The 26,693-nt window shown below is 65.1% G+C and carries 27 protein-coding genes; 11 read left to right on the top strand and 16 right to left on the bottom strand.

From position 1 onward, the window contains the following. The first annotated feature begins 64 nt into the window (after positions 1–64). Positions 65–1,735, top strand: a complete 1,671-nt coding sequence (locus PSEMO_RS19785) for a ShlB/FhaC/HecB family hemolysin secretion/activation protein (RefSeq protein WP_075804665.1) — start codon at positions 65–67, stop codon at positions 1,733–1,735. 112 nt (positions 1,736–1,847) lie between these two features. On the opposite strand, the gene PSEMO_RS19780 is transcribed toward PSEMO_RS19785, so the two are convergent. Then, on the bottom strand, positions 1,848–2,264 hold the full coding sequence (locus PSEMO_RS19780; protein WP_075804664.1) for a response regulator: 417 nt from the start codon (positions 2,262–2,264) through the stop codon (positions 1,848–1,850). Between the two features lie 75 nt (positions 2,265–2,339). After that, entirely contained in the window at positions 2,340–2,528 is a 189-nt protein-coding gene (locus PSEMO_RS19775; protein ID WP_075804663.1) for a Flp family type IVb pilin, read from the bottom strand. A gap of 319 nt (positions 2,529–2,847) precedes the next feature. Here PSEMO_RS19775 and cpaB point away from each other — a divergent pair, with 319 nt between their 5' ends. Both cpaB and PSEMO_RS19765 read left to right on the top strand, forming a co-directional pair. Beyond that, entirely contained in the window at positions 2,848–3,777 is a 930-nt protein-coding gene (gene cpaB / locus PSEMO_RS19770) for a Flp pilus assembly protein CpaB (protein WP_075804662.1), read from the top strand. 22 nt (positions 3,778–3,799) lie between these two features. Continuing rightward, positions 3,800–4,813 carry a type II and III secretion system protein family protein gene (locus tag PSEMO_RS19765; protein WP_081430298.1) on the top strand — a complete coding sequence of 338 codons (1,014 nt, stop codon included), beginning with the start codon at positions 3,800–3,802 and terminating at the stop codon, positions 4,811–4,813. A 117-nt stretch (positions 4,814–4,930) separates the two neighbouring features. On the opposite strand, the gene PSEMO_RS19760 is transcribed toward PSEMO_RS19765, so the two are convergent. Together PSEMO_RS19760 and PSEMO_RS19755 are read right to left on the bottom strand one after the other, a co-directional pair. Further along, positions 4,931–5,707, bottom strand: coding sequence for a response regulator transcription factor (locus PSEMO_RS19760; RefSeq protein WP_075804661.1), 777 nt, complete (start codon positions 5,705–5,707; stop codon positions 4,931–4,933). A gap of 142 nt (positions 5,708–5,849) precedes the next feature. Next, positions 5,850–6,320: a prepilin peptidase gene (locus PSEMO_RS19755; RefSeq protein WP_075804660.1), complete on the bottom strand. Its 471-nt coding sequence runs from the start codon at positions 6,318–6,320 to the stop codon at positions 5,850–5,852. Between the two features lie 74 nt (positions 6,321–6,394). Between PSEMO_RS19755 and PSEMO_RS19750 the strand changes: the two genes are divergently transcribed. Both PSEMO_RS19750 and PSEMO_RS19745 read left to right on the top strand, forming a co-directional pair. Further along, a complete protein-coding gene (locus PSEMO_RS19750) occupies positions 6,395–6,838 on the top strand; it encodes a TadE/TadG family type IV pilus assembly protein (protein ID WP_075804659.1) in 444 nt (147 codons plus the stop codon). Beyond that, positions 6,835–9,492, top strand: coding sequence for a PAS domain-containing sensor histidine kinase (locus PSEMO_RS19745; RefSeq protein WP_075804658.1), 2,658 nt, complete (start codon positions 6,835–6,837; stop codon positions 9,490–9,492). Before PSEMO_RS19750 ends, PSEMO_RS19745 begins: the two co-directional genes overlap by 4 nt. Here PSEMO_RS19745 and PSEMO_RS19740 read toward each other — a convergent pair. The 5 genes from PSEMO_RS19740 to PSEMO_RS19720 all read right to left on the bottom strand — a co-directional run bounded on the left by PSEMO_RS19740 (position 9,477) and on the right by PSEMO_RS19720 (position 13,882). Further along, entirely contained in the window at positions 9,477–11,426 is a 1,950-nt protein-coding gene (locus PSEMO_RS19740; RefSeq protein ID WP_075804657.1) for a pilus assembly protein TadG-related protein, read from the bottom strand. The genes PSEMO_RS19745 and PSEMO_RS19740 overlap by 16 nt on opposite strands. A gap of 198 nt (positions 11,427–11,624) precedes the next feature. Beyond that, positions 11,625–12,185 carry a DUF4136 domain-containing protein gene (locus tag PSEMO_RS19735; protein ID WP_075804656.1) on the bottom strand — a complete coding sequence of 187 codons (561 nt, stop codon included), beginning with the start codon at positions 12,183–12,185 and terminating at the stop codon, positions 11,625–11,627. Positions 12,186–12,202: 17 nt separating this feature from the next. Then, complete coding sequence (locus tag PSEMO_RS19730; RefSeq protein WP_075804655.1) at positions 12,203–12,820, bottom strand: DUF4136 domain-containing protein; 618 nt, start codon at positions 12,818–12,820, stop codon at positions 12,203–12,205. Between the two features lie 10 nt (positions 12,821–12,830). Further along, complete coding sequence (locus PSEMO_RS19725) at positions 12,831–13,580, bottom strand: methyltransferase (protein ID WP_075804654.1); 750 nt, start codon at positions 13,578–13,580, stop codon at positions 12,831–12,833. Beyond that, complete coding sequence (locus PSEMO_RS19720; RefSeq protein ID WP_075804653.1) at positions 13,577–13,882, bottom strand: MazG-like family protein; 306 nt, start codon at positions 13,880–13,882, stop codon at positions 13,577–13,579. The genes PSEMO_RS19725 and PSEMO_RS19720 overlap by 4 nt, the downstream gene beginning before the upstream one ends. A 648-nt stretch (positions 13,883–14,530) precedes the next feature. On the opposite strand from PSEMO_RS19720, the gene PSEMO_RS19715 reads away from it, so the two are divergent. After that, positions 14,531–14,827, top strand: a complete 297-nt coding sequence (locus PSEMO_RS19715) for a DUF3077 domain-containing protein (protein WP_075804652.1) — start codon at positions 14,531–14,533, stop codon at positions 14,825–14,827. 130 nt (positions 14,828–14,957) lie between these two features. Here the strand turns inward: PSEMO_RS19715 and PSEMO_RS19710 are convergent, their stop codons facing one another. Further along, positions 14,958–15,809 carry a MaoC family dehydratase gene (locus PSEMO_RS19710; RefSeq protein WP_075804651.1) on the bottom strand — a complete coding sequence of 284 codons (852 nt, stop codon included), beginning with the start codon at positions 15,807–15,809 and terminating at the stop codon, positions 14,958–14,960. Positions 15,810–15,811: 2 nt separating this feature from the next. After that, on the bottom strand, positions 15,812–17,164 hold the full coding sequence (locus PSEMO_RS19705; RefSeq protein ID WP_075804650.1) for a 3-oxoacyl-ACP reductase: 1,353 nt from the start codon (positions 17,162–17,164) through the stop codon (positions 15,812–15,814). A 119-nt stretch (positions 17,165–17,283) separates the two neighbouring features. On the opposite strand from PSEMO_RS19705, the gene PSEMO_RS19700 reads away from it, so the two are divergent. The 3 genes from PSEMO_RS19700 to PSEMO_RS19690 all read left to right on the top strand — a co-directional run bounded on the left by PSEMO_RS19700 (position 17,284) and on the right by PSEMO_RS19690 (position 20,454). Continuing rightward, positions 17,284–18,561: an acetyl-CoA C-acetyltransferase gene (locus tag PSEMO_RS19700; protein WP_075804649.1), complete on the top strand. Its 1,278-nt coding sequence runs from the start codon at positions 17,284–17,286 to the stop codon at positions 18,559–18,561. Between the two features lie 76 nt (positions 18,562–18,637). Continuing rightward, entirely contained in the window at positions 18,638–19,429 is a 792-nt protein-coding gene (locus tag PSEMO_RS19695) for an AraC family transcriptional regulator (RefSeq protein WP_075804648.1), read from the top strand. A 131-nt stretch (positions 19,430–19,560) separates the two neighbouring features. Further along, a complete protein-coding gene (locus PSEMO_RS19690) occupies positions 19,561–20,454 on the top strand; it encodes a PA4780 family RIO1-like protein kinase (RefSeq protein ID WP_075804647.1) in 894 nt (297 codons plus the stop codon). Between the two features lie 161 nt (positions 20,455–20,615). On the opposite strand, the gene cueR is transcribed toward PSEMO_RS19690, so the two are convergent. From cueR to PSEMO_RS19675, 3 genes are read right to left on the bottom strand one after another with little or no spacing between them, the layout of a single operon-like run. Continuing rightward, entirely contained in the window at positions 20,616–21,014 is a 399-nt protein-coding gene (gene cueR, locus PSEMO_RS19685; RefSeq protein ID WP_075804646.1) for a Cu(I)-responsive transcriptional regulator, read from the bottom strand. Beyond that, a complete protein-coding gene (locus tag PSEMO_RS19680) occupies positions 21,011–23,215 on the bottom strand; it encodes a heavy metal translocating P-type ATPase (RefSeq protein ID WP_075804645.1) in 2,205 nt (734 codons plus the stop codon). The genes cueR and PSEMO_RS19680 overlap by 4 nt, the downstream gene beginning before the upstream one ends. Before the next feature lie 54 nt (positions 23,216–23,269). Beyond that, a complete protein-coding gene (locus PSEMO_RS19675) occupies positions 23,270–23,656 on the bottom strand; it encodes a hypothetical protein (RefSeq protein WP_075804644.1) in 387 nt (128 codons plus the stop codon). Between the two features lie 147 nt (positions 23,657–23,803). On the opposite strand from PSEMO_RS19675, the gene PSEMO_RS19670 reads away from it, so the two are divergent. Both PSEMO_RS19670 and PSEMO_RS19665 read left to right on the top strand, forming a co-directional pair. Beyond that, positions 23,804–24,001, top strand: a complete 198-nt coding sequence (locus PSEMO_RS19670; protein WP_075804643.1) for a heavy-metal-associated domain-containing protein — start codon at positions 23,804–23,806, stop codon at positions 23,999–24,001. Between the two features lie 178 nt (positions 24,002–24,179). Beyond that, complete coding sequence (locus tag PSEMO_RS19665) at positions 24,180–25,361, top strand: multidrug effflux MFS transporter (RefSeq protein WP_075804642.1); 1,182 nt, start codon at positions 24,180–24,182, stop codon at positions 25,359–25,361. On the opposite strand, the gene PSEMO_RS33560 is transcribed toward PSEMO_RS19665, so the two are convergent. Both PSEMO_RS33560 and PSEMO_RS19660 read right to left on the bottom strand, forming a co-directional pair. Further along, positions 25,345–25,512, bottom strand: coding sequence for a hypothetical protein (locus PSEMO_RS33560; protein ID WP_178392027.1), 168 nt, complete (start codon positions 25,510–25,512; stop codon positions 25,345–25,347). The two genes, PSEMO_RS19665 and PSEMO_RS33560, sit on opposite strands and share 17 nt — an antisense overlap. Before the next feature lie 111 nt (positions 25,513–25,623). Beyond that, positions 25,624–26,637, bottom strand: coding sequence for a zinc-binding alcohol dehydrogenase family protein (locus PSEMO_RS19660; RefSeq protein WP_075804641.1), 1,014 nt, complete (start codon positions 26,635–26,637; stop codon positions 25,624–25,626). Between the last annotated feature and the right edge of the window lie 56 nt (positions 26,638–26,693).

Here is a 26,693-nt window from a genome sequence, read left to right as displayed (position 1 = left end):
CGCTTGAGTCTGACGAGGGAACCGTCTTGGTTCCCTCGTACTTTTCAGGATGATGGAGTGTCCTATGCGGTCGATGGCAATCGCGTTAGTGAGTCTTTCCTGGGTAAGTGCGCTACAGGCCGAGCCACTTCCCACTTTTCTGAACAGCAACGAAACTGAACGCAACCTGCCGGCACCCAACCTGCCGGCAGATGCATTTCGGCCGTCCACACCGCAGCTTCAGATGCCGACCCCCGCAGCCAGTCAGCCTCAGGCGCTGATGATGAACACCCGGGTACTAATCCGCAAAGTGCGTATCGAGGGGGGGAGCGTCTACCCGCTAAGCGAACTGAGTGACAATTACAAGGACCTGTTGAACCGCGAGGTCACCATTGCCGATCTGATCGAGGCCACCCGGCGCCTGACCCAGCGATACCAGCAGGATGGTTACCTGTTGTCCTACGCCTTTTTGCCGGTGCAGGATTTTGCCGAAGGTCGCCTGCGTGTGGTTTTGGTCGAGGGCTATATTCGTGATCACGAGATGCAGGGCGATATTGGCCGGGTCTCGGTCTACCTGGACAAGCTCGTTGCCAAGCTCAAGGCCGAGCGCCCGCTGACCCGGAAAACCTTCGACCGCTACACCACCCTCATGAGCCGGGTGCCCGGTATCACCCTGCAGGCGCGGGTGCCCCCACCTTCGACCACCGATGGGGCCAGTAAACTGTTCGTGCAGGCCGCGCGCAAGCCTTTCACGACCACTATGAGCCTCAGTGATAGCAGCCGCGACGATCTCCAGGTACTGCTGGGTGCCAGCAGCAACGCGCAAACGGCGTTCGCAGAACAATTGAGCGTCAGTGCGTTGGCACCACCCGGGCAAGACAAGGAGCACTATTTCCGTGCTGACTATTCGCAGTACCTTAACAGCGAAGGGACGCAACTGGCGCTGTCGGCCTCGCGCTATCGCAGCGATCCCAGCGCGGTGATCCGCCTGGACAACGGCGTCGATCTCAAGCAGCACCGGGAAAACGACCGTTATTCAGTAGGTCTCAACCATCCCCTGATCGCGTCGCCCAACGAATGGCTAGGTGTGTCGGCGCGTTTTTACGCGGTGGACGACACTACGGATTACCGGGTGCTGCGCGGCTCGCAGAAAGTCAGTATCGAGACCGATATCCGTGCGCTGGCCTTCGAGGGCGACTGGCGCAAGGCCACGGACCGGCAACTGCGCATCCTCAGCGCCGGGGTGTACCAGGGCTTCGACCGCTTTGGTGCCAACACCGACGCCGACTATGACCTTGATTTCTTCCGCCTGCGCCTTTCCGGCGTCCAGAGCGATCGTTTCGCCGACAACTGGCAAGGGGTGGTTTCTGCGGCTTTGTACTGGACCGACGACAGTCTGCCCGACAGCGAGCGCGCGGTGTTTGGGGGGCAGAACTTCGGTCGGGGGTACCCGGTCGACCAGGCCTCCGGCGACAAGGGCTGGGGGGCGGCCTACGAGCTCAACTACAGCTTTCGACGTGAGGGTGAGTGGGTAAAGTTGCTTCAGCCCTATGTGGTGCTGGATGCGGCGAAGACCTGGTTCAATGAATTGCAGGTTCAGGACTCGAAAATGTCCTCGGCGGCCCTGGGCCTGCGCTTTGGTGATGCGCACTACTACAACATCTCGCTGGAGGTGGCCAAGCCGATGTCCGACATCGCCCTGGACAGCTTCAACCGGCGGCCGCGGTTTACCGTGAGTTTCAGCTATCAACTCTGAGGAGTGCGGGTGTTGCTGATGGCCTCATCGCTGGCAAGCCAGCTCCCACAGTGTCTGCGGCGCCGCCGAACCTGTGGGAGCTGGCTTGCCAGCGATGAGGCCAATAGGTATTTCAGTGAGCCACCCGCCGCCCCTGCGCAACCTCCGGCGGAAACAGGTTCCCCAGGGTCTCCAGCAACCGGATGTGATAGATGGGCTTGCGGAACAGGTCCAGCACTTCCAGTTGCCGCAACTCGGTCACCGCATCGAGGTTGGCATGCCCGGTGGTGACGATCACCGGCAGGTGCTGGCGCGCGGTGTGCTCGCGCAGGCGTTTGATCAGGGAGATACCGGATTCTTCCGGCATGTTCAGGTCGGTGATGACCAGGGCGATATCCGGATGCCGGGTCAACTGCTGAAGGGCGTTTTTCACCGACGTCGCCACATGGCAACGGAAGCCCTCGTTTTCCAGCAGTTCGGCCAGTTCCAGCAACGCGTCCTCTTCATCATCCACCAACAGCAATTGTTCTCGTGGGCGGGAAGCTGGCATGGCGCTGTCCTGTCATGCGGTGGCGATAGACCAGCGGGGCACGGCGTGATGACCCCGCTGGACAGCTCGAAAGACTCAGGCCGGGTTCAGCGCGCCCTGGATACTCGTGAAGATGGTGGTTACGCCTTCGGAGATGGTCGGCACGAACGCCACCAGTGCTACGGCAACCATGGCCGCGACCAGTGCGTACTCGATACCCGATGCGCCGTCCGTGCGCTGGCAGAACTTCCGAATGGATTGAATGACTTTTTTAGTGACCGACATGATGTAGCTCCTTGCGCCAGAAAGGCCTGTAACACGGGGGCTTGGGTGATTCCCCTTCGCCATCAGAGCATCGTCAAGAGTTAACACCTGAGCAAATGTAAGAAAGCATTAATCCCAAAGTGATAGCGGAAAGCCGCCGCCAATAACCCGTTGTTTTCAAAACGTGATGCACGTCACAGGGAAAAATTTGCACAAGCGTAATGGCGTTTTGTCCTAGCTCAACTACCGTGAAATAGCGAAATAGTTACTTCCAACGTGTGGGTTCAAGCCTGTTAACAAGAAGTCACGGGCTGCGGAATGAGGCAGGGAGGGGCCAGCCATGAGCAGTCGCATCACCTTGATTCTTGCCGGACTGTTCCTTTTAGGGGCGATCTTCGCCGGCTACTGGGGCCTGGTCCTCAGCAAGCGGCCTGAACCTTCCGCCCCTGTCGCGCAACCCGCCGTTCCGCCAGTGACCCAGGCGGTCAACACGGCCCAGGATGAACTGCGCAAACCGGTGGTGGTGCTGCGCCGCGATGTTGCCGCCAACCAGCCGCTGAATACCGAAGATCTTGCCGTGGAGCGCCTGCTGGTGGCGCCGGCCGGCAGTTTCCAGACCCTTGAACAGGTTGCCGGACGCACCCCCTGGCGCGACCTGCCAGCCGGCACTTGGCTGGAGGAGAGCAGCTTCGAGGCCGGTGGTCCGCTGGCGCGGATGATCGGGCCCGGCGAGCGCGCCCTGACCCTGGCGGTCGATGAGGTCAGCGGCGCCGCCGGTTACCTGCGCCCTGGCGACTATGTGGATGTGCTGGTCTACCTGCGGGAAGAACAGGCCAATCCGCTGGCCAGCGCCCAGGTGGTGGTGCCGGCCCTGCGTGTGCTCAGCGTCGGCCAGCAGATCGGCGTGGCTCGCGACGGGCGCACGGCCGAACCCCTCGACCCCGATCCCAAGGCCCGCGAAGAAAAACGCCGCACCCCGGCCCGCACCGTCGTGGTCGCGGTGCCCCAGGCCCTGGCCAGCCGCCTGACCCTCGCTGCCCAGGGCGGCAAGGTGGACCTGGCGGTGCGCAGCGCCGAAGAAAAGCTGCTGGCCACGTACTGGGCCGATCCGAAGACCGCCACCCGCGCCGTCGAGGATGCCACCCGCCAGCTCTATCGCTTCAACCAACTGGCCATGACCGCCCCGGCGCCTGGCCCGGCCGCGGCGCCGGTGGCCAGGCGTGGAATCGAGATCATTCGGGGCGCGCAGGCGCCCGAGACACTTCACTGAATTCAGCAAGGATGCCCCTTCGATGAGCCATCGTTCCTCGCGGATTTCCACCTGCACCCTGGTCGCCTCGTTGCTGGCCCTGTTGCCGCCGGCCCAGGCCCAGGCAGCGGTCAGCGGTTGTGCGGCGCTGCCGCGGGTGCCGGCCACCCTCGAGATCGACCAGGGCCTGCAACAGGAACTGCGCCTGCCGGTGAGCATCAGCCGCGCGGCGGTAGGCGATCCCAAGGTTGCCGATGTGCATGCGGTGGGCAACGACGCCGTGCTGCTCACCGCCATGGGCCCAGGCGCCACCAGCCTGAGCCTGTGGACGTCCTGCTCGAGCACGCCACGCCAGACCATGATCTTCGTGCGCGGCCAGGCCAGCGCCGACATGGCCGTGGCCCAGGAAGCCGACCTGCCGATGCAGATCCAGGCTGATATCCGCTTTGTCGAGGTCAGCCGGAGCAAGCTCAAGGAGGCCGGGGCCAGGCTGTTCTTCAAAGGCTCCAACAGTTCGCTGATCGGCTCTCCGGGCACCGTGCCGGGGACCCTGGTGTCGCCGGGCAACGTGCCAGTGACCACGCCACTGATCCCGCTCGACAACGGTGCCTTCAATATCGTCTGGGGTGGGGGCAGCAGCCGCTTCCTCGCCGCGATCAATGCCCTGGAGAACACCGGCTTCGCCTACACCCTGGCGCGTCCCAGCCTGACCGTGCTCAGCGGCATGACCGCGAGCTTCCTCGCCGGTGGCGAAATCCCCATCCCGGTGCCCAGCAGCGGCAGCGACAGCCTGTCGATCGAGTACAAGGAGTTCGGCATCCGCCTGGCCCTGTCGCCCACGGTGGTCAGCCGTGACCGCATCAGCCTCAAGGTGGCCCCGGAGGTCAGCGAGCTGGACTTCACCAACGCCGTGCAGATCGCCGGCGTCACGGTGCCGGCGCTGAAGGATGACAAGAGCATGGAGCGCTGGTTGAATGTGTATAAGTACAAGATTCCGGAGGTCTTCAAGTGGGAGAAGATGGACAGTGGCGGGGCGAAAGGCGGAGGAGACAATTAGCCTTGTGTTGCTTGTGATGGCCTCATCGCTGGCAAGCCAGCTCCCACAGTGTCTGCGGCGCCGCTGAACCTGTGGGAGCTGGCTTGCCAGCGATGAGGCCATCAAACACACGACAACTCAGTGTTCGGTAACCCTCTGCCGCAACGCCGACCCGCTCGGCGACAACGCCAGGGCCAGTTGGGTGCGGTTGTGCATATGGGTCAGGCGCAGCACCTGGGAGACATACAGCTTCACCGTGTTCTCGGTGATGCCCAGTTCGCAGGCGATCTGGTAGTTGGTCTTGCCCTGGCCCACCAGCCGCGCCACGTCGAGCTGGCGCGGCGATAGCGGGGCGAAGATGGTGGGGATGACGTCGCTCTGCGCATCGCTTTCCTCACTGCTGTCGCTACGCGAGTGCGCCTGGGGCCGAGCCTTGTCGAGATCCTGGTACAGCTCTTCGATGGAACTGGCCAGGCATTGCAGCTTCTGGTTCAGATGACCCAACTGCTGGTAATCCTTCTGCCGGGCCTGCAGGGCTTCTTCCTGGCGCTTGAGGCCGTCCAGCAACTCTTCCAGATCCACGGGTTTCTGGTAGTAGTCCGCAAAACCCTCGCGCAGGGCCTTGATCACGTCCTGCTTGTCGGCGCGGCCGGTGAGCATGATGGCTTCGAAGATGCGATCCGGCCCGGTCTCGCTCTTGAGTTTCTTCACCAGTTCGATGCCATCGAGGCCGGGCATGTTCAGGTCGCAGACCACCAGGCCGATGGCCGGGTCGGCGATGAAGCATTCGACGGCATGGCTGCTGGACTCACAAGGCACGCAACGGTAACCACTGCTTTCGAGGAATTCGCAAAGCTCTTCGACGATCAGGGGCTGGTCATCGACGACCAGGACTTTCACTTTGCTGGCTGGCATTTGAATCGCGACTCCATGCTGACGTGCCCTCCCTGAATGCTGCCAAGGAGCGGTCCCGGTCACGGTGGGGCACTAACTAGAAAGTAGTCGCTCCTTGCGATTATTTACAAGGAGTGACACCCAGGTTAGAGCCCCCAGGCGACTAATGGATCCATAAGATTGCGAGCAGGAAGCCGGCGAACAGGAACGGCGCGAAGGGCTGTTTTTTTGACATCTCCTCCTGCAGTTCGCGCAGGCGCTTCTTAAGCTTCTGATTCAGCAGGGACCAGAACCAGCGCCGCCCCAGCAGCCAGGCCAGCACCACTACCCCGGCACCGATGAAGGTGCCCAGCAGATACCACTGGTCGGTTGCCAGGGCCAGAGCACCGAGCAATTTCACATCCCCGGCACCCAGCCGACCAAGGATATAGCCCGGAAGGGTTAACAACATCACCAGGGCCAGGGCCAGCGCCGCATCGGCGGGTTCGGCGCCGATCCAGGTGTGGCCGGTGAAGAACAGATAGGCGAGGGCGAAGGCGGCTGCACCGAGGGTCAGGGTGTTGGCGATCTGCCGTTCACGGACATCCTGTTCGGCGCAGAGGGCAAGCCATAACAGCAGGACGAGACTTTGCATTGGCGAAACGCCATCCCTTGGTCTGATTGATTCTATATTTGTCAGGAGAGGTCTTTGTCAGGGTAGACGCGATCATGAAAGCAAGCCTTGCTGGACGGCAAAAAGGTGCGGTGGCCATCGAGTTCGCCATCGTGTTCCTGATGTTCTTCGCAGTGTTCTACGGGCTGCTCACCTACAGCCTGCCGATGCTGATGGTGCAGTCGTTCAACCAGGCCAGCAGCGAGGCGGTGCGTCGTTGCGTGGCCCTGGACCCGGCGAGCGGCACCTACGCGGCCGACGTCAACAATCTGGCCAGGCAGACACTGGAGCAGCAACTGGCGTGGCTGCCGGGGTCGCTGGGCTTCCAGTTCGCCACGGACGCGACCGTGACCCTGAGCGGCACCCGCTTGCTCACTGTGAGCGTCCACTACAGCAAGGCCAAGATCACCTCGACCTTGCCGGTGCTGGTGCTGCCGGGTATCGGCGAGGTCCCGCGCTTGCCGGCGACCCTGACCACCCAGACGAGCCTGCAGCTTTGAACGGCGGTTCGGGGCTGTTCGACCGCTGGCGGACCCGCGCCGGCGAAACCGGGAACTGGCCCGAGGCTTCGGCGCCGCCGGCGGTGGGCCTGCAATTGTGGCTCGATGCGCAAGGCCGCGTATTGCGCCTGGGCGGCCCGCTGCGGACTGCGCTGGTGCTGCCGGCGCAGATGTCGGCGCACCTGCGCGACTACGTGTTGCCGCACAGCCTGCTGACCCTGGAAGGCACTCCGGCGGACTGGCAGGCGCACCCGCTGGACCTGGATTTCCGCGCCGCCGCCGGACACAGCCTGCATACCCGTGGCTGGTTGTTGCCCCAGGCCGAGGGCTGGCTGCTGCAACTGTTCGATATCGGCGACCTGATCCAGCAGCAGCGCCAGGGCACCGAGGCCCGCCAGCAGCAACTGCTGGCCGGCACCATCGCCGCCGCCTTGCGCGATTGCAGCCTGCAACACCTGAGCGACGAAGCCGGCGAGCAATTGCAGCGCCTGGCCTGGCACTGGCGAGCGACCTGGGCGGCGATCCTGCTGCCGGCGGGCCATGCCTGGACCTGCTTTGCCCACAGCGGCGACAGCCTGCCTCTCAGCGAAGCGCGCCTCAGCCAGCTGCTCGACAGTCTGCCCGCCACCCAGCTGTCCCACAGCTCCAGCCAGCCGGCCTTGCAGGCGCTGCAGTTGCCGTTCTACCTGATGCCGCACCGCCAACAGCATGAAGTGCGCGCCTGGCTGCTGTGCGAGGACGCAGGCGGCCAGCGCCTGGGCGACGAGGCGCTGTTGCTCGCCGATGCCCTGCTCGAACCCTTGCTCGCCCGTCTTGCCGGTGATCGCCTGCAAGCCAGCCAGCAGCGCCTGGACAACGTCCAGGGCCTGCTCGGCGCCGGCTGGTGGGAGTGGATGCCACACGACTCGACCTTGCACCTGGCCCCCGGCCTGGCGGCCAGCTTCGGCGTACCGGCACGGGTCAGCCTGGCGGACTGGCTGACCCTGGTGCACCCGGCCGATCGCGAGGCGACGCTCCTGGCCTTCACTGCCCTGCAGCGCCAGGGTGACAGCCTGCAACTGTGCCTGCGCCTGCACGGCGAGGCGCCGCGCTGGTATCGCCTGTGCGGCGAAATCAGTGGTCAGGGCGATGCCCGGCGCCTGCACGGTTTCATGCTCGACATCAGCGATATCAAGCAACAGGAACAGCAGGCCAGCGCCGCCCATGCGCGGCTCGACAACCTGATCGCCAGCTCGCCGGCAGTGATCTACATCCAGCGCTACGAGGACGGCGCCCTGCACGCGGAATTCTTCAGTGCCAGCCTGCAGCCCCTGCTGGGTTGGCGCAGCGTGCCGGGCGAGCGCCTGCAGCCGGGCCACTGGGTGCACCCGGACGACCTGCCGCTATGGCTGGAGCGCACCCGCACCTTGCTGCGCGAGGGCCAGGTGCGCAGCCGTTACCGCCTGCGCGACCATGACGGTGGCTGGCACTGGATACTCGACGAGGCCCGCCTGCTGCGTAATGACCTCGGCATGCCGGTGGAAGCGGTGGGCCTGTGGCTGGATGTCACCGAGGCAACCCAGGCTGCCGAGCGGGTGCGCCAGAGCGAGGAGCGCTACCGCGTGCTGGTGGAAGACTCACCGGCGATGATCTGCCGCTATCGCCCGGACCTGGAGTTGCTCTACGGCAACCAGCCCCTCGCCGATTATCTGGAGTGCACGCCTGTGCAACTGCCGGGCATGAATCTCGGCGCCTGGATGTCGGCGGAGCAGCGCGAGTTGTTCGTGCAGCGCATCGCCGCGCTCAGTCCGCAGGCGCCGATGAGCAGCGACGAGGTCTGCCTGCAACTGCCGGGGCGCCAGCATGCCTGGTGGGTCTGGTCCGACCGCGGGCTGTTCGACGGCGAGGGCCGGCTGGTGGAAATCCAGGCTGTCGGGCGCGACAACACCGAGGTCCGGCGTGCCCGGCAACTGGTGTTGCAAAGCGCGAAAATGGCCACCCTGGGCGAAATGTCCACGGGCCTGGCCCATGAGATCAACCAGCCGCTCAACGTCATGCGCATGGCCGTGGTCAACGCCCTCAAGCGTCTGGAGAACGGTGATCTGGACGTGGACTACCTGCAGGAAAAACTCAGGCGCATCGACGCCCAGGTGGTGCGGGCGTCGAAGGTGGTCGATCACATGCGCGTGTTCGGTCGGCGTTCGGAGGTCGAGGGCTCGCTGTTCGAGCCCTGGCTGGCCGTGGAAGGCGCGCTCTCGCTGCTGGCCGACGGCCTGGCTGGCAAGGGCATCGACATTCGCCTGGGCGATCCGCTGGAGGGCGCGGTCTACGGGCATCAGGACCAGCTTGAGCAGGTGCTGATCAACCTGATGGTCAATGCCCGGGATGTGCTGCTGGAGAAAAAGCCGGCACACACCTGGATTTCACTGCACGGCGAGCGCGACGGGCAGTGGCTGCGGCTATTCGTGGAAGATAGCGGTGGCGGCATCGAACCGCGGCTGCTAGAGCGCATCTTCGAACCCTTCTTTACCACCAAGCCGGCCGGCGTCGGTACCGGCCTGGGGCTGTCGGTGAGCTACCGCATCGTCGAGAGCATGGGCGGCAGCCTGAGTGTGGATAACTCGGTGCACGGGGCGCGTTTCGTCATCGCCCTGCCGCTTCAGAGCACCAACTGAGCGCGGTTGTTGCTGCAGTCGAGGTTGGCGCCGACATCCACCACCATCAGGTCGATGCCGAGCACCTTGAGCAGCGAGTTGATCAGCGGGTCGGTGATACGTCCGAGCAGGGTGGTGATCTGGGGCACGAGGAGGGTCACCACGTTGTTCAGCAGGCTGGTGGCGGAGGTCACCACTGTGCCGAGGGGGTAGGCGTCCTGGGGTTGGTAGGTGAGGAGCTGGATGCCGTTGAAGGTGGTACCGAGGCTGTTGACCACATTGGAGGCGCTGGGCAGGGTCTGGTACACCGGTGCCTGGTTCAGGTTGGGTGGCGCGCTGGCGCCGCTGAACACCAGCGGGGTGGCATCGGCTGGCGAGCCGATCACCGTAGTGCTGACCTTGATCCCGACACCCCCGCCGACCAGGGGTATCCGGGTACCACAGCCGAGTGTGAGGATCGTCAGCTTGGTGCAGACGTTGGTGCCGAAGTCGATCAGCGGGATGGGCTGCACTGCCGCATTGCCCGAGGTGAAGAAGTCGTTCGGTGTGGTGAACTTGCCGATCGCTACCTTGGCTGCGGCCGACTGCGTAGTGGCGGTCAGGGTCTTGTTCGGCGAGCAGCTGTAGTTGGTCACCTGGCTGGTGGCGGAAGCGACTTCCAGGCCAATGTCGATATGCGGCGGTGCGTCGGGCACCAACTGGATATCGGCGACCTTGCACGGTACCAGGATCAGGCAGCCCACCGATTGCAGGGTGCCTTGCAGGTTGAGGCTGAGCAGCGGGTTGATGATGTTGGTAAGTGGGGTGGCCAGGTTGGTCACCGCATTGGTCAGGCCGGCGATGGTGCCGAGCACGGGCAGGTCGAGGGAGGCCAGCACGCGGACCTGGGCGGTGTGCACCTTGATCTCGTCGGTGGCCGGGTTGCCGATGGCCGAAAGCTGCTCCGGCTCGATCACCTTCACCCGGATCGTGCCGTTCACCAGGCCCAGCAGGTTCAGCGGGATCTGCGCGATCGCCGCGCTGTTCTTCGCCGCCAGCATCACGGCGGCCTGGACCAGATCGATGGCCTTGAGCGAGGCATCGAGACCGGCTGCGGAGGTGCCGTTCTTCAGGTCGAGGATGTCCCCCAGTTTGATCAGCGTGGTGTCGTCGGCGCCTACCACCACCCTGCCCAGGTTGGTGACCACATCGGCTGCGGCGCCGCTGCGTGCGAGCACGGTGGCGGCGGCGCGGATCAGATCTGTGGCGCGGATGTTCTTGCTCAGCAACTCGTCGTAGTGGCCGGCGCCGACATTGACGTCGATGGCCAGTTGGTCGAGGAAGTCCAGCAGCTTGATATCGGTATTGGCAATGCCCTGCCAGCCCACGGCATTCAGGCTGACCCGTCCGCCGAGCGGGTCGACCAGGGCGTTGAGCAATGCCGACTTGGTCGAGTCCACCGTCGCCAGGGTCGATTTCAGGCGCAGCATGGCCCGCGGCGGTAGCGGCGCGGCTGCTACGGCCTGGGCCTGGAGCTGGAGGAGCGGGGTGATCGCCTGACCGCTCACCAGGCTTCGTATGCCTGCCGCGAAGCTGTTCGATACATTGCTGGTCGCCACAACCCTGATAGCCTGGGCGATCGCCGGATTGGCGCTGAAGCTGCGTCGGCTGGCCTCGCCGGTGGTGACGCTGCCGCAACTGGTGGCCAGGGTGTTGCCGCCGCCGACTGCGAAACCGTTGCGAGCGGCGGCTGCCGTGGCCAGTGCTGCGGCCTGTGGACCGACGCCATTGCAGGTAGCACTCTGGCCGGCGGCTTCGAGGGCGGCCATATCCACCACCCGCTGCAGCTTGCGCTGCTCCATGTACAGGCGCCCGCCATCTACCGCCAGCAGGCCGAACACCAGGGCCATGGCCAGGGTCAGGACGGCCGCCAGGCCAATGGCGCCGCGCTGGCGTTTCGCGAATCGGGGAGACACGAGCACTCCTTTGCCGGCACATGCCGTGCACGTCGCGTGCGTTCAAGGAGTGTAGTCAAGGTTATGGCCAGTCGCCTGTACTGGCCCGAGAGAGCGACTTGGTACCCTGTGGGAGCTGGCTTGCCAGCGATAGCGGTAGTGAACTCACCATCGTAATCGCTGGCAAGCCAGCTCCCACAGGGTCGGTGGAACGTCGCCTCAACGTGGCGGATAGTTGGAAAGCACCTGCGCCACCGTCTTCTGGATCGCCGTGTTGCGCTCTTCCGGCGTCGGCGGGTAGTGGTTCATTACCTGCTCGGCACTGCCGCGCCAGACCAGCTTGCCGTCGCGCCCGTCGAACATATCGACCTGGATAGTCGCTACCTTGTATTCCACGGTGCGCGTCTCGTTGAACATCGGGCCGCCCCAGTAGCCGCCGTAGTAGCCTCCCCAACCGCCGCCGTACTGGGTGGTGACCTGCTGGTGACGGTTTTCCACGATCAGGTAGGTCTGCACCTTGAGGTCGCCGCGGGTGCCGGCCTGGGCCGGGCGCAGGCCGCGCTGGTCAAGCTCGCCACTGACCGCCTGGCGGATGCGTTGTTCGGTCAGGTCGCTCTTGATCCGCGGATCATCCGGGCGGTATTGCAGCGCCGGCTCCTGCCAGGTCCAGCTGCGATAGCCGGCGAAATCGCGGCTGGCGTCGAAGTCCTGGGACACGTTGTTGCTCTGGCAGGCTGAAAGCAATGCCAGCAGGGACAGTAAAGCGAGACGTCGGAACATGATGATTCTCCAAAGGCCTAGCTGGGAGGATAGCCGCTCATGGCTTTATCGACGGCCTCGCGCACGGCGTCGGCGCGCTCGGCCAGGGAGCCCTGGCTGGCGGTCTCGGCGCTGGCGCTCCAGACCGGCTGGCCGCTGCCGGCATCGAACAGGTCGACCCGCACCACCATCACCTCGACCTCGTAGGTGCGCACCACCGGCACGCTGCCATACACGCCGTAGCTGTTGCCGTAGGGGCCGCGGCCGTAGCCCATGCCGCCGTAGCCGCCATAGGGATAGTAGTCATCGTCGCGGTACTGGCGCAGGCGCCGTTCCAGATGCATGTTGGCGCTGACCAGCAGGTCGCTGCGGCCGTCCCGGGCCGGGCGCAGGCCGCGTTGGTCGAGGGCGTTGCTGACGGCCTCGGCCAGTTGCGCCGGATCGATGGACGCGCTGCCGGCGGGCAACTGGTTATTGCGCCAGGTCCAACTGCGGTAGCGCCCGTAGTCACGGGCCGGGGCAGGATAGGCGCTGCGGTCGAATGTGTTCGCTGCCTGCGCCGGTGCCGGCGGCAGCGGGTTGGAACTGGCGACATAGGGATTGCTGCCCTGGCACGCGGCCAGGGTCAGGCAGGACAGGACAAGCAGGTAGCGCATGGAATTCTCCCTAGCGGGGACGGCAGATCCAGTGCAGATAGCGGCCAAGGCCGGCGAAGGCCGGATGGCGACGGTGGGCCAGTTCCATTTCCAGCAGGTCGATCAGCTCGGCGCGGCCCTGGAACTCGCTGGGCATGTAGTCATGGAACACCCGCACGCCGCTCTCGGTCTCCACTTCCCATAGACCTTCGAGCTGGGTCCGGAGTTCGCGTGGATCGAGAGGCTTCTGCGGGGTCAGGCTCTGTTTCTCGCCGGCCATGTCGTTGCGCCGCATCTTGCGGAAATGGCCCTTGAGCAGGTTGCGGTAGACCAGCGCATCGCGGTTGTAGAAGGCCAGGGACAGCAGGCCGTCGGCGCGGGTCAGCTGGTGCAGCACCGGGAGGATCGCCTCGGGTTCTGCCAGCCATTCCAGCACGGCGTGGCACAGGACCAGGTCGTAGGGTTCGGTCAGTTCGCCGAGCAGGTCCTGCCAGGGCGCCTGGATGAAGGTCGCGGGCTGGTTGGCGGCGGCGAAGCGTTCGCGGGCGCCGTCGAGCATGGGCGCGGCGGGTTCGGCCAGGGTCAGCTGGTGGCCGCGCTCGGCCAGCCACAGGGCCATATGGCCGAGGCCGGCGCCGATATCGAGGATGCGCAGCGGGCGGTCGGGCAGGCACTCGGCGAGGTCGGCCTGGAGCACCGCCAGGCGGATCGCGCCCTTGGCGCCGCCGTAGATCTTCTCGGCGAAGCGGGTCGCCAGGGCATCGAAATGGCGGTCGTTCATTTGGCGAAGCGCCTCTCGCTATCGGCCAGCTTGGCCTTGACGACCTGTTCCATGTCCAGGCCGAGTTCGCTGCACAGCAAGAGCAGATAAAGCACGATATCGCCGACTTCCTGGCCGGCGTGGGCGAGCTGATCGGCGGGCAACTGGCGGGACTGGTCCTCGCTCAGCCACTGGAAGATCTCCACCAGCTCGGCCATCTCCACGCTGGCGGCCATGGCCAGGTTCTTCGGGCTATGGAAACCGCGCCAGTCGTTGTTGTCGCGGATGGTGTGCAGGCGTTGGGTGAGTTCTTGCAGATTCATTTCGGGTCTCCTGAGGCGGTATAGCTTCAGGGGGAAGCGGGTGGCTGGCAAGAGGGATCGTATGGCTGGGGGAGAACCCTGAGGTGGCCTTGCGGGCAGCATTCTTAAACACATGTTTGCTGGAGCGATGGAAAGTTGGTCCTTAATCTGTCCAGCCCCCTCTTCATGGCGGCTGTGTGCAGGAGGGCCAAGGATCTACCGGATTCCTACTCATCCGGTTTTCCACCCTGCTTGCAGGAGGTCCTTGGGCCTGCCGGGTTTACCTTTTCACCCGGTTTTCCACTCTGCACTCAGCTGCCACCCATTCATGCTTGTTCTTGAAGAGCTCTGCGCCGGAGTTCTTCAGCATGCTTAAACACAAAGTTTCTGGAAGCTGAAAATCCTAGGACGTAACCTACGCGATCTGTCGGCGTTGGCTTCCTTGCTCATGGAAACTACTCCTTCTAGTCTTTCGCGGTCGCCGGAGGTCCGGTGATCGGGGTGTGGAAACCTCGGAAACGCTCGACAGAGACTGCTTTATGGCAGCTGTGCACGGGAGGCCCTTGGCCTGCCGGGTCTCTCTGTCGCTCGGTTTTCCACCCCGTGCGCAGCTGCCACCCTTCAGTGTGGAAACTGAGGGTGTCGGCGTAACCCGACAGAGAAAGCCAAATGAAGAAAATCGTCCCCGATCCACCCCTCGCTTCAACCTGTTCCCGCCACTTCGGTGAATGCCCCGGCAGCCACCCGCCCTTGTTCTCGGTCAATGCCGGGATCGACCCCCACAGTGCTCTCGTGCATGCCTCGATGTTCTTGCGCTGTGCCTATGAATCCGCCCAGCACTCGGTACTGCCGGACCCGGCGAGCAGCAGCTTTCCGTGGTTGACGATGCATGCGGTGGAGGCGGCCAAGGGCTTGGTCGATGCACTGCTGGAAGGAATAGAGCAGGAGGGCTGGAAGCGCCCGTAAGGCTGGCCGGTGACCTGTGGGAGCTGGCTTGCCAGCGATGAGGCCGGTTTGAACAATGATGTTGTCAGATCGGGCCAAATCGCTGGCAAGCCAGCTCCCACAGGGTTTTGTGTTGGCGGCAGAAGGATTGTCAGGCCGGTTGCCAGGTGCCGGTCATGTGGATAATCCCAGCATGCCCGCCCAAGCGAAACTGCCCATTCGCCGCCACCTCGCTCCCATCCAGAATCACCTCGCTCGGCAAGCGCACCGGCTTGTGAAACTCCACCGCGACTTCATACCCGCTACGCGGCAAATGCCCGCGCAAATGCGCCATCGCCATGGCCTTGCTCCACATCCCATGGGCAATGGCCTGGGGGAAACCGAACAGCCTGGCACTGGCTGCACTGAGGTGAATCGGGTTGTAGTCGCCACACACCTTGGCGTAATGCCGCCCGATATCACTGTCCGCATACCACCGCGTCAGTTCGGTCATCGCCAGCGGCTCCGGCGCTTCCACCAGCGGCACCTCACCCGCCACCTTCATCCCCCGACACAGCATGCGACTGGTCTCGGACCAGATCAGCCCGATGCCATCCTCGGCATCGGTGCGCATATCAAGGGTGGCGCCTTTCTCATGAGGCTGGAGGTTATCCACAGACACCGAGAAACGCAGCCGCGAGATGCCGCCCAACGGCCGCAGCACGCGAATCCGGTTACTCAGGTGGACCATCCCCAGCAACGGCGCGGGAAAATCCTTGGCCGTGAGCAACTGCATCTGCAAGGCAAACGCCATCACATGGGGATACGTCGGCGGCAGGCGCCCGTCCTGGATGAACAGGCATAGCTTGCGATAAGCCTCCAGGTTGCGCTCGTCGACATTGATCCCGCAGCGCAGCCCATAGCGGGGCAGGGTGTCGCCGCTGATCTTGCGTTTGCTCGCCGCCTTCAGGTACAGCCCGGAGAGGCTGGCGGTACTGCCGAGGTCGTGCCAGGTCTGGGTCATGGTCAGGCTCCCATCACCGCCTGGCCGCAGACACGCAGCACCTGGCCGCTGACCGCGCCGCTACCCGGCTGGGCCAGCCAGGCGACCGCTTCGGCGACGTCCTGGGGCAAGCCGCCCTGGCCCAGCGAGCTCATGCGCCGCCCGGCCTCGCGCAGGGTGAAGGGAATCGCCGCGGTCATGCGGGTTTCGATAAAGCCCGGGGCGATGGCATTGATGCTGATCCCGCGCTCGGCCAGCAGCGGCGCCCAGGCCTGGGCCAGGCCGATCAAGCCGGCCTTGCTGGCGGCATAGTTGGACTGGCCGCGATTGCCGGCGATGCCGCTGATCGAGGCCATGACCACGATGCGCCCGTGCTCATGCAGGGCACCGCCATCGATCAGCGCCTGGGTCAGGATCGCCGGGGCCTTGAGATTGACCGCCATGACCGAATCCCAGTATTCCGGGGTCATGTTGGCGAGGGTCTTATCGCGGGTGATGCCGGCGTTATGCACGACGATATCGATACCGTCCGGCAGCCCTTCGAGCAATCTGGCCGAGGCATCGCTGGCGCAGATATCCAGGTCCAGCGCCCGTCCGCCCAGGCGTTCGGCCAGGGCCTTGAGATCATCGGCGGCCTGGGGCACGTCCAGCAGCACCACCTCGGCGCCATCCCGGGCCAGGGTTTCGGCGATGGACGCGCCGATACCCCGCGCGGCCCCGGTGACCAGCGCCTTGCGCCCGGCCAGCGGGCGGGTCCAGTCCTGCACTTGAGTGGCGCAGGCTTCCAGGCGCAGGACCTGGCCGCTGACAAAGGCGCTTTTCGGCGAGAGGAAGAAGCGCAGCGCACCTTCCAGCTGATCCTCGGCCTCCTTTGCCACATAGAGCAATTGCAGGGTGCCGCCGCTGCGCAGTTCCTTGGCCAGGGAGCGAGCGAAGCCTTCCAGGGCACGCTGGGCGACCCGGGCCAGCACCTCGTCAAGCTGCTCCGGCGCACGACCGAGAATCACCACCTTGGCGCTGCGGTCGAGGCTGCGCAGCAGCGGCTGGAAGAACTCGCGCAACTGCTTGAGCTGGTCGATATCGCTGAGGTGGCTGGCATCGAAGACTACCGCCTTGAGCTTGCTGCCGAGCCCCGCAACCCAGGCCGGCAGGCCGAGGTCTTCATCGGCGAAGCTGAACAGCTCGCCGGTCAGGCGCTGGCCGAACGCCGCCACCTTCACCGCCAACGGCCCGCCGCCGAGCAACAGCGCGCCCTCCACGGGCCGCAGCCGGCCCGCTTGCCAGCGCTCCAGGCGAGCAGGCTGCGGCAGGCCGACAGCCCCTACCACGCGCCGGCCGAGATCGGAGTTGGCGAAGTTGATATAGCGGTCGGTCATGGCACGTCTCCCTGAAATAAGCATCAGAGTGTGGACCATGATCGGCCGTTGGTCGTTCGAACCGGGAAAAAACTCCTACGCTCTATGCGTCTATTTCGGGAATAAAAGGAATGTCTCTCATGCGAAGTCTGCGTCGGGTCGCGATCATCGGCGGCAATCGAATCCCTTTCGCGCGCTCCAATGGTGCCTATGCCACGGCCAGCAACCAGAGCATGCTGACCGCTGCCCTCGAAGGGCTGATCGAGCGCTTCGGCCTGCATGGCCTGCGCCTGGGCGAGGTGGTGGCCGGGGCGGTGCTCAAGCATTCCCGGGACCTCAACCTGACCCGCGAATGCGTGCTCGGCTCGCGCCTGTCGCCGCAGACCCCGGCCTATGACATCCAGATGGCTTGCGGCACCGGCCTGGAGGCGGCGCTGCTGGTGGCCAACAAGATCGCCCTCGGGCAGATCGACTGCGGCATCGCGGGCGGCGTCGATACCACCTCCGATGCGCCCATCGCGGTCGGCGAGGGCCTGCGCCGGGTGCTGCTGGAGGCCAATCGCGGCAAGACCACGGCCGACAAGCTCAAGGCCCTGCTCAAGCTGCGGCCGTCGTATCTCAAGCCGGAATTCCCGCGTAACGGCGAGCCGCGCACCGGCTTGTCCATGGGCCAGCACTGCGAGCAGATGGCCCAGCACTGGGGCATCCCCCGGGAAGAACAGGACGCCTTGGCCCTGCTCAGCCACCAGCATCTGGCGGCGGCCTTCAACGAAGGCTGGCAGGACGACCTGCTCACCCCGTTCCTGGGCCTGACCCGCGACAACAACCTGCGCCCCGACCTGACGGCGGAAAAGCTCGCCGCCCTCAAGCCGGTGTTCGAGCGCAACGGCAACGGCACCCTGACCCCCGGCAACTCGACACCGCTGACCGATGGGGCCTCGGTGGTGCTGCTGGCGAGCGAGGAATGGGCGAAAGAACGCGGCCTGCCGGTGTTGGCCTACCTGCTGGATGGCGAGACCGCCGCAGTGGACTTCGTCAAAGGCCATGAAGGCTTGCTGATGGCGCCGGTCTACGCCGTGCCGCGCCTGCTGGCCCGCCACGGCCTGAGCCTGCAGGACTTCGACTACTACGAAATCCACGAGGCCTTCGCCGCCCAGGTGCTGTGCACCCTGAAGGCCTGGGAAGACCCGGAGTACTGCCGCGACCGCCTTGGTCTCGAACAGCCGCTGGGTTCCATCGACCGTTCGAAGCTGAACGTGAAGGGCAGTTCCCTGGCTGCCGGTCACCCCTTCGCCGCGACGGGCGGGCGCATTCTCGCCAATATGGCCAAGTTGCTCGATCACGCCGGCCAGGGCCGTGGCCTGATTTCCATTTGCGCTGCCGGCGGCCAGGGGGTGACGGCGATCATCGAGCGCTGATCTCGAATCACCTTGTAATAATCAGTCGGCGCGTTAACCTGCAAGGCATTTCCGTCTTGCGACACAAGGCCCAGCGATGCCGACCAACGGACAGAACACCTCGCCGCGGCGGATTCCCGACCTCAGCGCCTTGCCGCGGCCGCTGTATGCACGGGCGGAAAGCCTCGGCGCCGGCTCGTGGACGACCCGGCACCGGCATGACTGGGTGCAGTTTTCCTACGCCATCAGCGGCGTGCTCGGCGTGTACACCGCCGAGGGCAGCTACTTCGCCCCGCCACAGTGGGGCGTGTGGGTGCCGGCCGGGGTCGAGCACGAGGTGATCACCTCGACCCGGGCGGAGATGCGCAGCCTGTACGTGCGCCGCAGCGACTCTAGCTGGGCGCCGAGGCATTGCCGGGTGCTGGAAGTGACGCCGCTGGCCCGGGAGCTGATCAAGCAGTTCTGCCAGTATCCGGTGGACTACCCGGAAGGCGACAGCGACGAGGCCCATCTGGTCCGGGTTTTGCTCGATCAGTTGCGGACCTTGCCCGAGGTGGGTTTTTCCCTGCCGTTGCCGCAACACCCGGGTTTGCTCGGGGTGTGCAACGAACTGCTGAAAAACCCGGAGCAGACCCACAACCTCGAGCATTGGGCACAGCGCCTGGGGCGTTCGGAAAAGACCCTGATGCGCTTGTTCCAGCGCGAGACCGGCCTGAGCTTCCGTGCCTGGCGCCAGCGCATGCGCCTGTTGTCGTCGCTGGATGCCCTGGAGCAGGGGGAGAGCGTCACACAGGCGGCACTGGGATGCGGTTACGATTCCACCTCGGCCTACATTGCCGCCTTCAAGGGGCTGTTCGGCGCGACGCCTGGGGAACTGTTCCGGGAATGAGCTGACGTAAATTGAAACCATGTCGCCTTTGCCTCGGGACCGTCACCGGCAGGGCGCTTGATATATCGTGTGCGCCTCGCCGACGAGGCACCTCCAAAGACAGTGGCAGACAGGAGCAAGAACAAAAGCCGATGAAGACTCCCAAACGGATAGAACCGCTGATCGAAGACGGGATGGTCGATGAAGTGCTGCGCCCGCTGATGAGCGGCAAGGAAGCAGCGGTCTACGTGGTGCGCTGCGGTCGCCAGTTGCGCTGTGCCAAGGTCTACAAGGAAGCCGACAAGCGCAGCTTCCGCCAGGCCGCCGAGTACCAGGAAGGGCGCAAGGTGCGCAACAGCCGCCAGGCCCGGGCCATGGCCAAGGGCTCGAAGTACGGGCGCAAGGAAGCCGAGGAAGCCTGGCAAAACGCCGAGGTGGCGGCGCTGTTCCGCCTGGCCGGCGCCGGGGTGCGGGTGCCCAAGCCTTATGATTTCCTCGATGGCGTGCTGTTGATGGAGCTGGTCACCGACGAAGACGGCCAGGCCGCGCCGCGCCTCAATGATGTGCATCTGGAGGCCGAGCAGGCCCGGGAATACCACGCCTTCATCATTCGCCAGATCGTGCTGATGCTGTGCGCCGGGCTGGTGCATGGTGACCTGTCCGAATTCAACGTGCTGCTCGGGCCGGATGGTCCGGTGATCATCGACCTGCCCCAGGCGGTGGACGCGGCGGCCAACAACCACGCCTTCAGCATGCTGGAGCGGGATGTGGCGAACATGGCGCATTACTTCGGGCGGTTTGCTCCAGAGTTGAAGCAGACTCGGTATGCCAAGGAAATGTGGGCGTTGTTCCAGGAAGGCAAATTGCTGCCGGACAGTGTGTTGAGCGGGACCTGGAAAGACGACGAGCACATCGCCGATGTAGGCGGCGTGATGCGCGAGATCGAAGCGGCGAAGTTCGAGGATGCCCGGCGCCGTGCTGGCCGTGAAGAGGCCGAGCGCGGGCCGGTCAAAGGCGAAGAGCCTCCGCCGCCGTGGGTGCAGTGACCCTCTAAGCTACTGGTGATTACGGCGGTGGGCTCACCATCGCTATCGCTGGCAAGCCAGCTCCCACAGTGATCGAGCCGAGCCGGATTTTTGCGAACGACACAAGACCCTGTGGGAGCTGGCTTGCCAGCGATGGCGGTAGTGAGCCCACCCTCGCGTTTTCAGTGACAACACCCGGCCGCCAGATCCTTGAGGATCGGGCAGTCCGGCCGGTCGTCGCCATGGCAATGGGCAACCAGTTCGCTCAGTGTGTCGCGCAGGCTCACCAGCTCCTCGATACGCCGGTTCAGGTCGGCGATATGCTCGTTGGCCAGTGCCTTCACATCGGCACTGGCGCGCTGGCGGTCCTGCCACAGGGTCAGCAGCTTCGCCACTTCCTCCAAGGAGAACCCCAGGTCCCGCGAGCGCTTGATGAAGGTCAGGCTGTGCAGGTCGTCCGGGCCATAGAGGCGGTAGCCGCTGTCGGTACGCGAGGCGGGTTTGAGCAGGCCGATGGATTCGTAGTAACGGATCATCTTCGCGCTCAGGCCGGTGCGCTTGGCTGCCTGACCGATGTTCATGCCTTGTGTTCCTCCGCAGGGGTTTCCGGTTTCCAGGTTTTCAGCAGCAGGGCGTTGCTCACCACGCTGACGCTGGACAGGGCCATGGCGGCGCCGGCCAGTACCGGGTTGAGCAGGCCGAACGCCGCCAGGGGAATGCCGATCAGGTTGTAGATGAAGGCCCAGAACAGGTTCTGGCGGATCTTCGCGTAGGTCTTGCGGCTGATCTCCAAGGCCGCCGGCACCAGGCGCGGATCGCCACGCATCAGGGTAATGCCGGCCGCCTGCATGGCCACGTCGGTGCCGCCACCCATGGCGATGCCGATATCCGCAGCCGCCAGGGCCGGGGCGTCGTTGATGCCGTCGCCGACCATCGCCACCACCCCGGATTTCTTCAGCGAGGCCACTTCCGCCGCCTTGTCCGCCGGCAGCACTTCGGCGTGCACGTCTTCGATGCCCAGGGCCCTGGCGACCACGGCGGCGCTGCCACGGTTGTCGCCGGTCAGCAGGTGGCTGCTGATGTTCTGTTCGGCCAGTTGCTTCACCGCTTGCTCTGCGCCGGGCTTGAGGCTGTCGCCGAAGGCGAACAGGCCAAGGACCCGGGGCTGCGAGCCGGTCTCGATCAGCCAGGACAGGGTGCGACCCTCGGCTTCCCAGGCCTTGGCGTCGTCCGCCAGTGCGCCGGGCTGCAGGCCGCTCTCGTCGAGCAGGCGGCGGTTGCCCAGGGCCAGGGTGCGACCGTCGAGGCTCCCGGCGATCCCGCGGCCGGTCAGGGACTGGCTGTCGCGGATATCCGGGACGTTCAGGTTCCGTTCGGCACAGGCGTCCAGCACGGCTTTCGCCAGTGGGTGCTCGCTGCCGCGCTGCAGGGCGCCGGCCAGTTGCAGCAGGTGCGCCTCGTCGCCGTCCAGCGCGTGCTGATGCACGATGCGCGGGCTGCCGGAGGTCAGCGTGCCGGTCTTGTCGAAGACCACGCGGTTCACCGCATGGGCGCGCTCCAGGGCCTCGGCGTCCTTGATCAGGATGCCGTGGCGGGCGGCGACGCCGGTGCCGGCCATGATCGCGGTCGGGGTCGCCAGGCCGAGGGCACAAGGGCAGGCGATGACCAGCACGGCGACGGCGTTGATCAGCGCCACTTCCATGGGCGCACCGGCCAGCCACCAGCCGGTCAGGGTGACCAGGGCCAGGACCAGCACTGCCGGGACGAACACCTGGCTGACCCGGTCCACCAGCTTCTGGATCGGTGCCTTGGCGGCCTGGGCGTCTTCCACCAGGCGGATGATCCGCGCCAGCACGGTTTCCGTACCCAAGGCCAGGGTGCGCACCAGCAGCCGGCCTTCGCCGTTGATGGCGCCACCAGTGACGCGGTCGCCGGGCTGTTTCGGCACGGGCAGGCTCTCGCCGCTGATCAGGGCTTCGTCGGCATGGCTCTGGCCTTCGACCACTTCACCGTCCACCGGGAAGCGCTCGCCAGGCTTGACCAGCACCAAGTCGTCCAGGCGCAGGGCACTGATCGGCACGTCGCGCTCCACCCCGTCCACCACCTGCAGCGCGCGCTCTGGGCGCAGTGCTTCGAGGGCACGGATGGCGCTGGCGGTCTGGCGCTTGGCGCGGCTTTCCAGATACTTGCCGAGCAGGACCAGGGCGATCACCACCGCCGAGGCTTCGAAATACAGGTGCGGCATCATGCCGGGCATGGCCTGGGACCACTCGTAGAGGCTCAGGCCGTAGCCGGCGCTGGTGCCGAGGGCGACCAGCAGGTCCATGTTGCCGGCCCCGGCGCGTACGGCTTTCCAGGCGGCGACATAGAAGCGTGCTCCGAGGATGAACTGCACCGGGGTAGCCAGGGCGAACTGCGCCCAGGCCGGCAGCATCCAGCTGATGCCGAAGGGTTGCAGGAGCATCGGCAGGACCAGCGGCAAGGCCAGCAGCACGGCGAGGGCCACGGCCCAGCGCTCGTTGCGCAGGCGGCGTTCGCTGTCGTCCTGGGTGGTCTGTTCATCCTGCTGCAGGCTGGCACTGTAGCCAGCGCGTTCGACCGCAGCGACCAGGATGGCGCCGTCGAGGCCGGCGCTGGTTTCGACGTGGGCGCGTTCATTGGCCAGGTTGACGCTGACCGACTGCACGCCGGGGACCTTGTTCAGCGCGCGTTCGACCCGACCTGCGCAACTGGCGCAGGTCATGCCGCTGATCGGCAGGTCGAAGGTGATTGACTCGGGCATGGGGCTCTCCTCCGTGGACTGGCCTCCAGCATCAACCTTGCCACGCTGGCAAGGTCAATAGCCCAGGCTGGCCTGTTTCAGGTAGAGGCCGGTTTGGCCCGTAGCGATGCGGTACTTGGTGATCTGCCCGGCTTTCAGGGTGAACGTCTGGCTTTGCTGGTTCTCGACGCCATTGAGGCAGCCCGGGGCCTGGCCCGGCAACAGGCGCAGGCGCACCGCGACATTGCCTGCAGGCAGGTTGAAGGAGGTGGATTGCTCCTGGAACAGGCGTCCGGCGAGCTGGTCGTTAAGGTAGATCCCGATCTCGCAGGACGTGGCCACTTCCAGGCGCTCGCGGGAAATGATCATCACGCTGTAATCCGACGGGCCTGCGGCGCTGGCCAGGGGGATCTGGCTGAACAGTCCGAGCAGACCGAGAAGGCCGAGTGCTGCCTTGCCCATGGCTGAAACTCCTGCTGATAAATCGACAAGCACGCAGCTTGGCCGACCCGGGCAAGGATTTCCAGCCCGGCAGCATCACGGCAAACTTGACCTTGCCCCGGTGGCAAGCTTGAGACTGCGGACAAATCCAACCAGGAGTCAGCAACGATGCAAGTATTCAACGTGGAAGGGATGACCTGCGGCCACTGCGTCAAGGCGGTGACCAACGCGGTGCAGCGCGAGGACGCGGGTGCCGAGGTCAAGGTGGACCTGGCGCAGAAGCAGGTGTCGGTGAAGAGTGAACTGCCGACCGAGCAGATTCTCGGGTTGATCCGGGATGAGGGGTATGAGGCTCGGGTGATCTGATCCGGGAGCTTCATCGATCTTTCGGGTCTCATCGCTGGCAAGCCAGCTCCCACAGGTATCGCGTGCACCGCAAAACCTGTGGGAGCTGGCTTGCCAGCGATGAGGCCCTCAAATTTTCACAACTCTCCAGCAGTGCCCCGGTAGACTAGCCAACTTGCTTAGCTAGCTACGGATTCCCATGAACCTGCGAACCATCCTGATCCTCGGCGCCCTGAGTGCGTTCGGGCCGTTGGCGATCGACTTCTATCTGCCCGGCTTCCCGGCCATGGCACTGGCTTTCGGCACCGACGAAAAACATATCCAGAGCACCCTGGCCGCCTATTTCCTCGGCCTGTCCATCGGCCAGCTCGCCTACGGACCGATTGCCGACCGCTTCGGCCGGCGTATCCCGCTGCTTGGCGGCGTGGTGCTGTTCACCGTCGCCTCCCTGGCCTGTGCCTACGCGCCCACCCTCGACGCCTTGATCGCCGCCCGCTTCGTCCAGGCCCTTGGCGGTTGCGCCGGGATGGTCCTGTCCCGGGCCATCGTCAGCGACAAGTGCGATGCAGTCGGCTCGGCCAAGGTCTTCTCGCAACTGATGCTGGTCATGGGCCTGGCGCCAATCCTTGCGCCGATGCTCGGCGGGGTGCTGGTCAATGTGTATGGCTGGCAGTCGATCTTCATCGCCCTGACCCTGTTCAGCGCCCTGTGCACCCTGGCCGTGGCCCTCGGCCTGCCGGAAAGCCTGCCGGCCAACCAGCCGCGTCCGCCACTGTCCGGCGCCCTGGGCCAGTACTGGCGCCTGCTCAAGGACCCGCGTTTCCTCGGTCATGCCATCACCGGCGGGATCTCCATGGCCGGGATGTTCGCCTATATTGCCGGCTCACCCTTCGTCTTCATCAAGCTCTACGGCGTGCCGGCCGAGCACTATGGCTGGCTGTTCGGCGCCAATGCGGCGGGCTTCATCCTGGTTGCACAGATCAATGCACGCCTGCTGGCCAAGCGTGGCCCGGCCTTCCTGCTGGCGCGGATGGTCTGGCTGTACCTGGCGGCGGGCCTGGTGCTGCTCGGCGTCAGCGCCCTGCATACCGAGGCGCTGTGGCCGTTGCTGATTCCGCTGTTCGTCTGTATCGCCAGCCTCGGCTGCATCATCCCCAATGCTTCGGCCTGCGCCATGAATGGCCAGGGCGCACGGGCGGGCAGTGCTTCGGCATTGCTGGGTTGCCTGCAGTTCAGCGTCGCCGCGGGTGCGGCGGCATTGGTGGGGGTATTGCACGATGGCAGCGCGATGCCCATGGCCATGGTCATCACCCTGTGCGGCGTGGCGGCGGTGACAGCGGCTACGCTGACCCGCCGCCTGCAGCTCAGCCGGCCTGCCTGAACAACGGATGCGGGGCGCGGATCCGCGCCTGCAAGGTACTGATGAAGGCCCGGGCTTCGGCCTCGCTGCGAAAACTCACGACATGCTGATCAAGCCGGACTTCCCATGGGCGGTCCGGTTTTTTGCCTGACGCATCGAGCACTACTTTCATCGCGGCATACCTCCGGTTGGCAAAGGTCGCTGGATTGTAGGCGCGAGCCTCTTGCGCGCGACATGACCTGGAGCAAATCACGGACTGGCGGTCATGCCGTGCGTCGGGTGATCAGAAGCCTTCGAGGACGATCTTGCCCTTGGCCGCGCCGCTTTCCAGCAGTTGATGGGCGCGACGCAGGTTTTCCGCGTTGATGGTGCCGAAATGCTCGCCCAGGGTGGTCTTCAGCGTGCCTGCGTCGATCAGCTCGGCGACCCGGTTGAGCAGCTTGTGCTGTTCCAGCATGTCCGGGGTTTCGAACAGCGAGCGGGTGTACATGAACTCCCAGTGCAGCGACAGGCTCTTGCGCTTGAGCTTGACCACGTCGAGCTGCTTCGGATCGTCGATCAGGGCCAGCTTGCCTTGCGGGGCCAGGGCTTCGACCAGTTGATCGAGGTGCAGGTCGGTCTGGGTCAGGCTGGCGACATGGGTTACCTGCGCCACGCCTTCTGCACGCAGGGCCTCGGCCAGCGGCTGGCGGTGGTCGATCACCAGGTCGGCGCCCAGCTCGCGGGCCCAGGCCTGGGTTTCAGGACGGGATGCAGTACCGATCACCTTCAGCCCGGTCAACTGGCTGGCCAGTTGGGTGAGGATCGAACCGACACCGCCGGCGGCGCCGACGATCAGCAGGCTCTCGCCCAGGTCATCCTGGCCTTCGGCGATTTGCAGGCGCTCGAACAGCAGCTCCCAGGCGGTGATCGCGGTCAGCGGCAGGGCAGCGGCTTCGGCGAAGCCCAGGGTCTTCGGCATATGGCCGACGATGCGCTCGTCCACCACGTGCAGTTCGCTGTTGCCGCCGGCACGGGCGATGGAGCCGGCGTAGTAGACCTTGTCACCCGGCTGGAACAGGCTGACCTCGCTGCCCACGGCCGTGACCACACCGGCGACGTCCCAGCCCAGCACCTTGGCGGCGCCGTTCTCCGGCTGGACATTGCGGCGCACCTTGGTGTCCACCGGGTTGACCGAGATCGCCCGGACTTCCACCAGCAGGTCGCGCGGGCCTGGCTGGGGCGCGGGCAGTTCGAGGTCCTGCAGCGCGGCGGCGTCCTCGATCGGCAGCGACTGGTAGTAGGCAATGGCTTTCATTGTGGGAGTCCTTGTGAAGAAGTGGATGGCGGCCATGATTGATCCTTTCGTTTCCG

It is taken from the genome of Pseudomonas putida, assembly GCF_001941965.1.
Taxonomy (GTDB): domain Bacteria; phylum Pseudomonadota; class Gammaproteobacteria; order Pseudomonadales; family Pseudomonadaceae; genus Aquipseudomonas; species Aquipseudomonas putida_L.
Note: the sequence above shows the minus strand (reverse complement) of the source record. Positions and strands in the feature narration are given on the sequence as shown.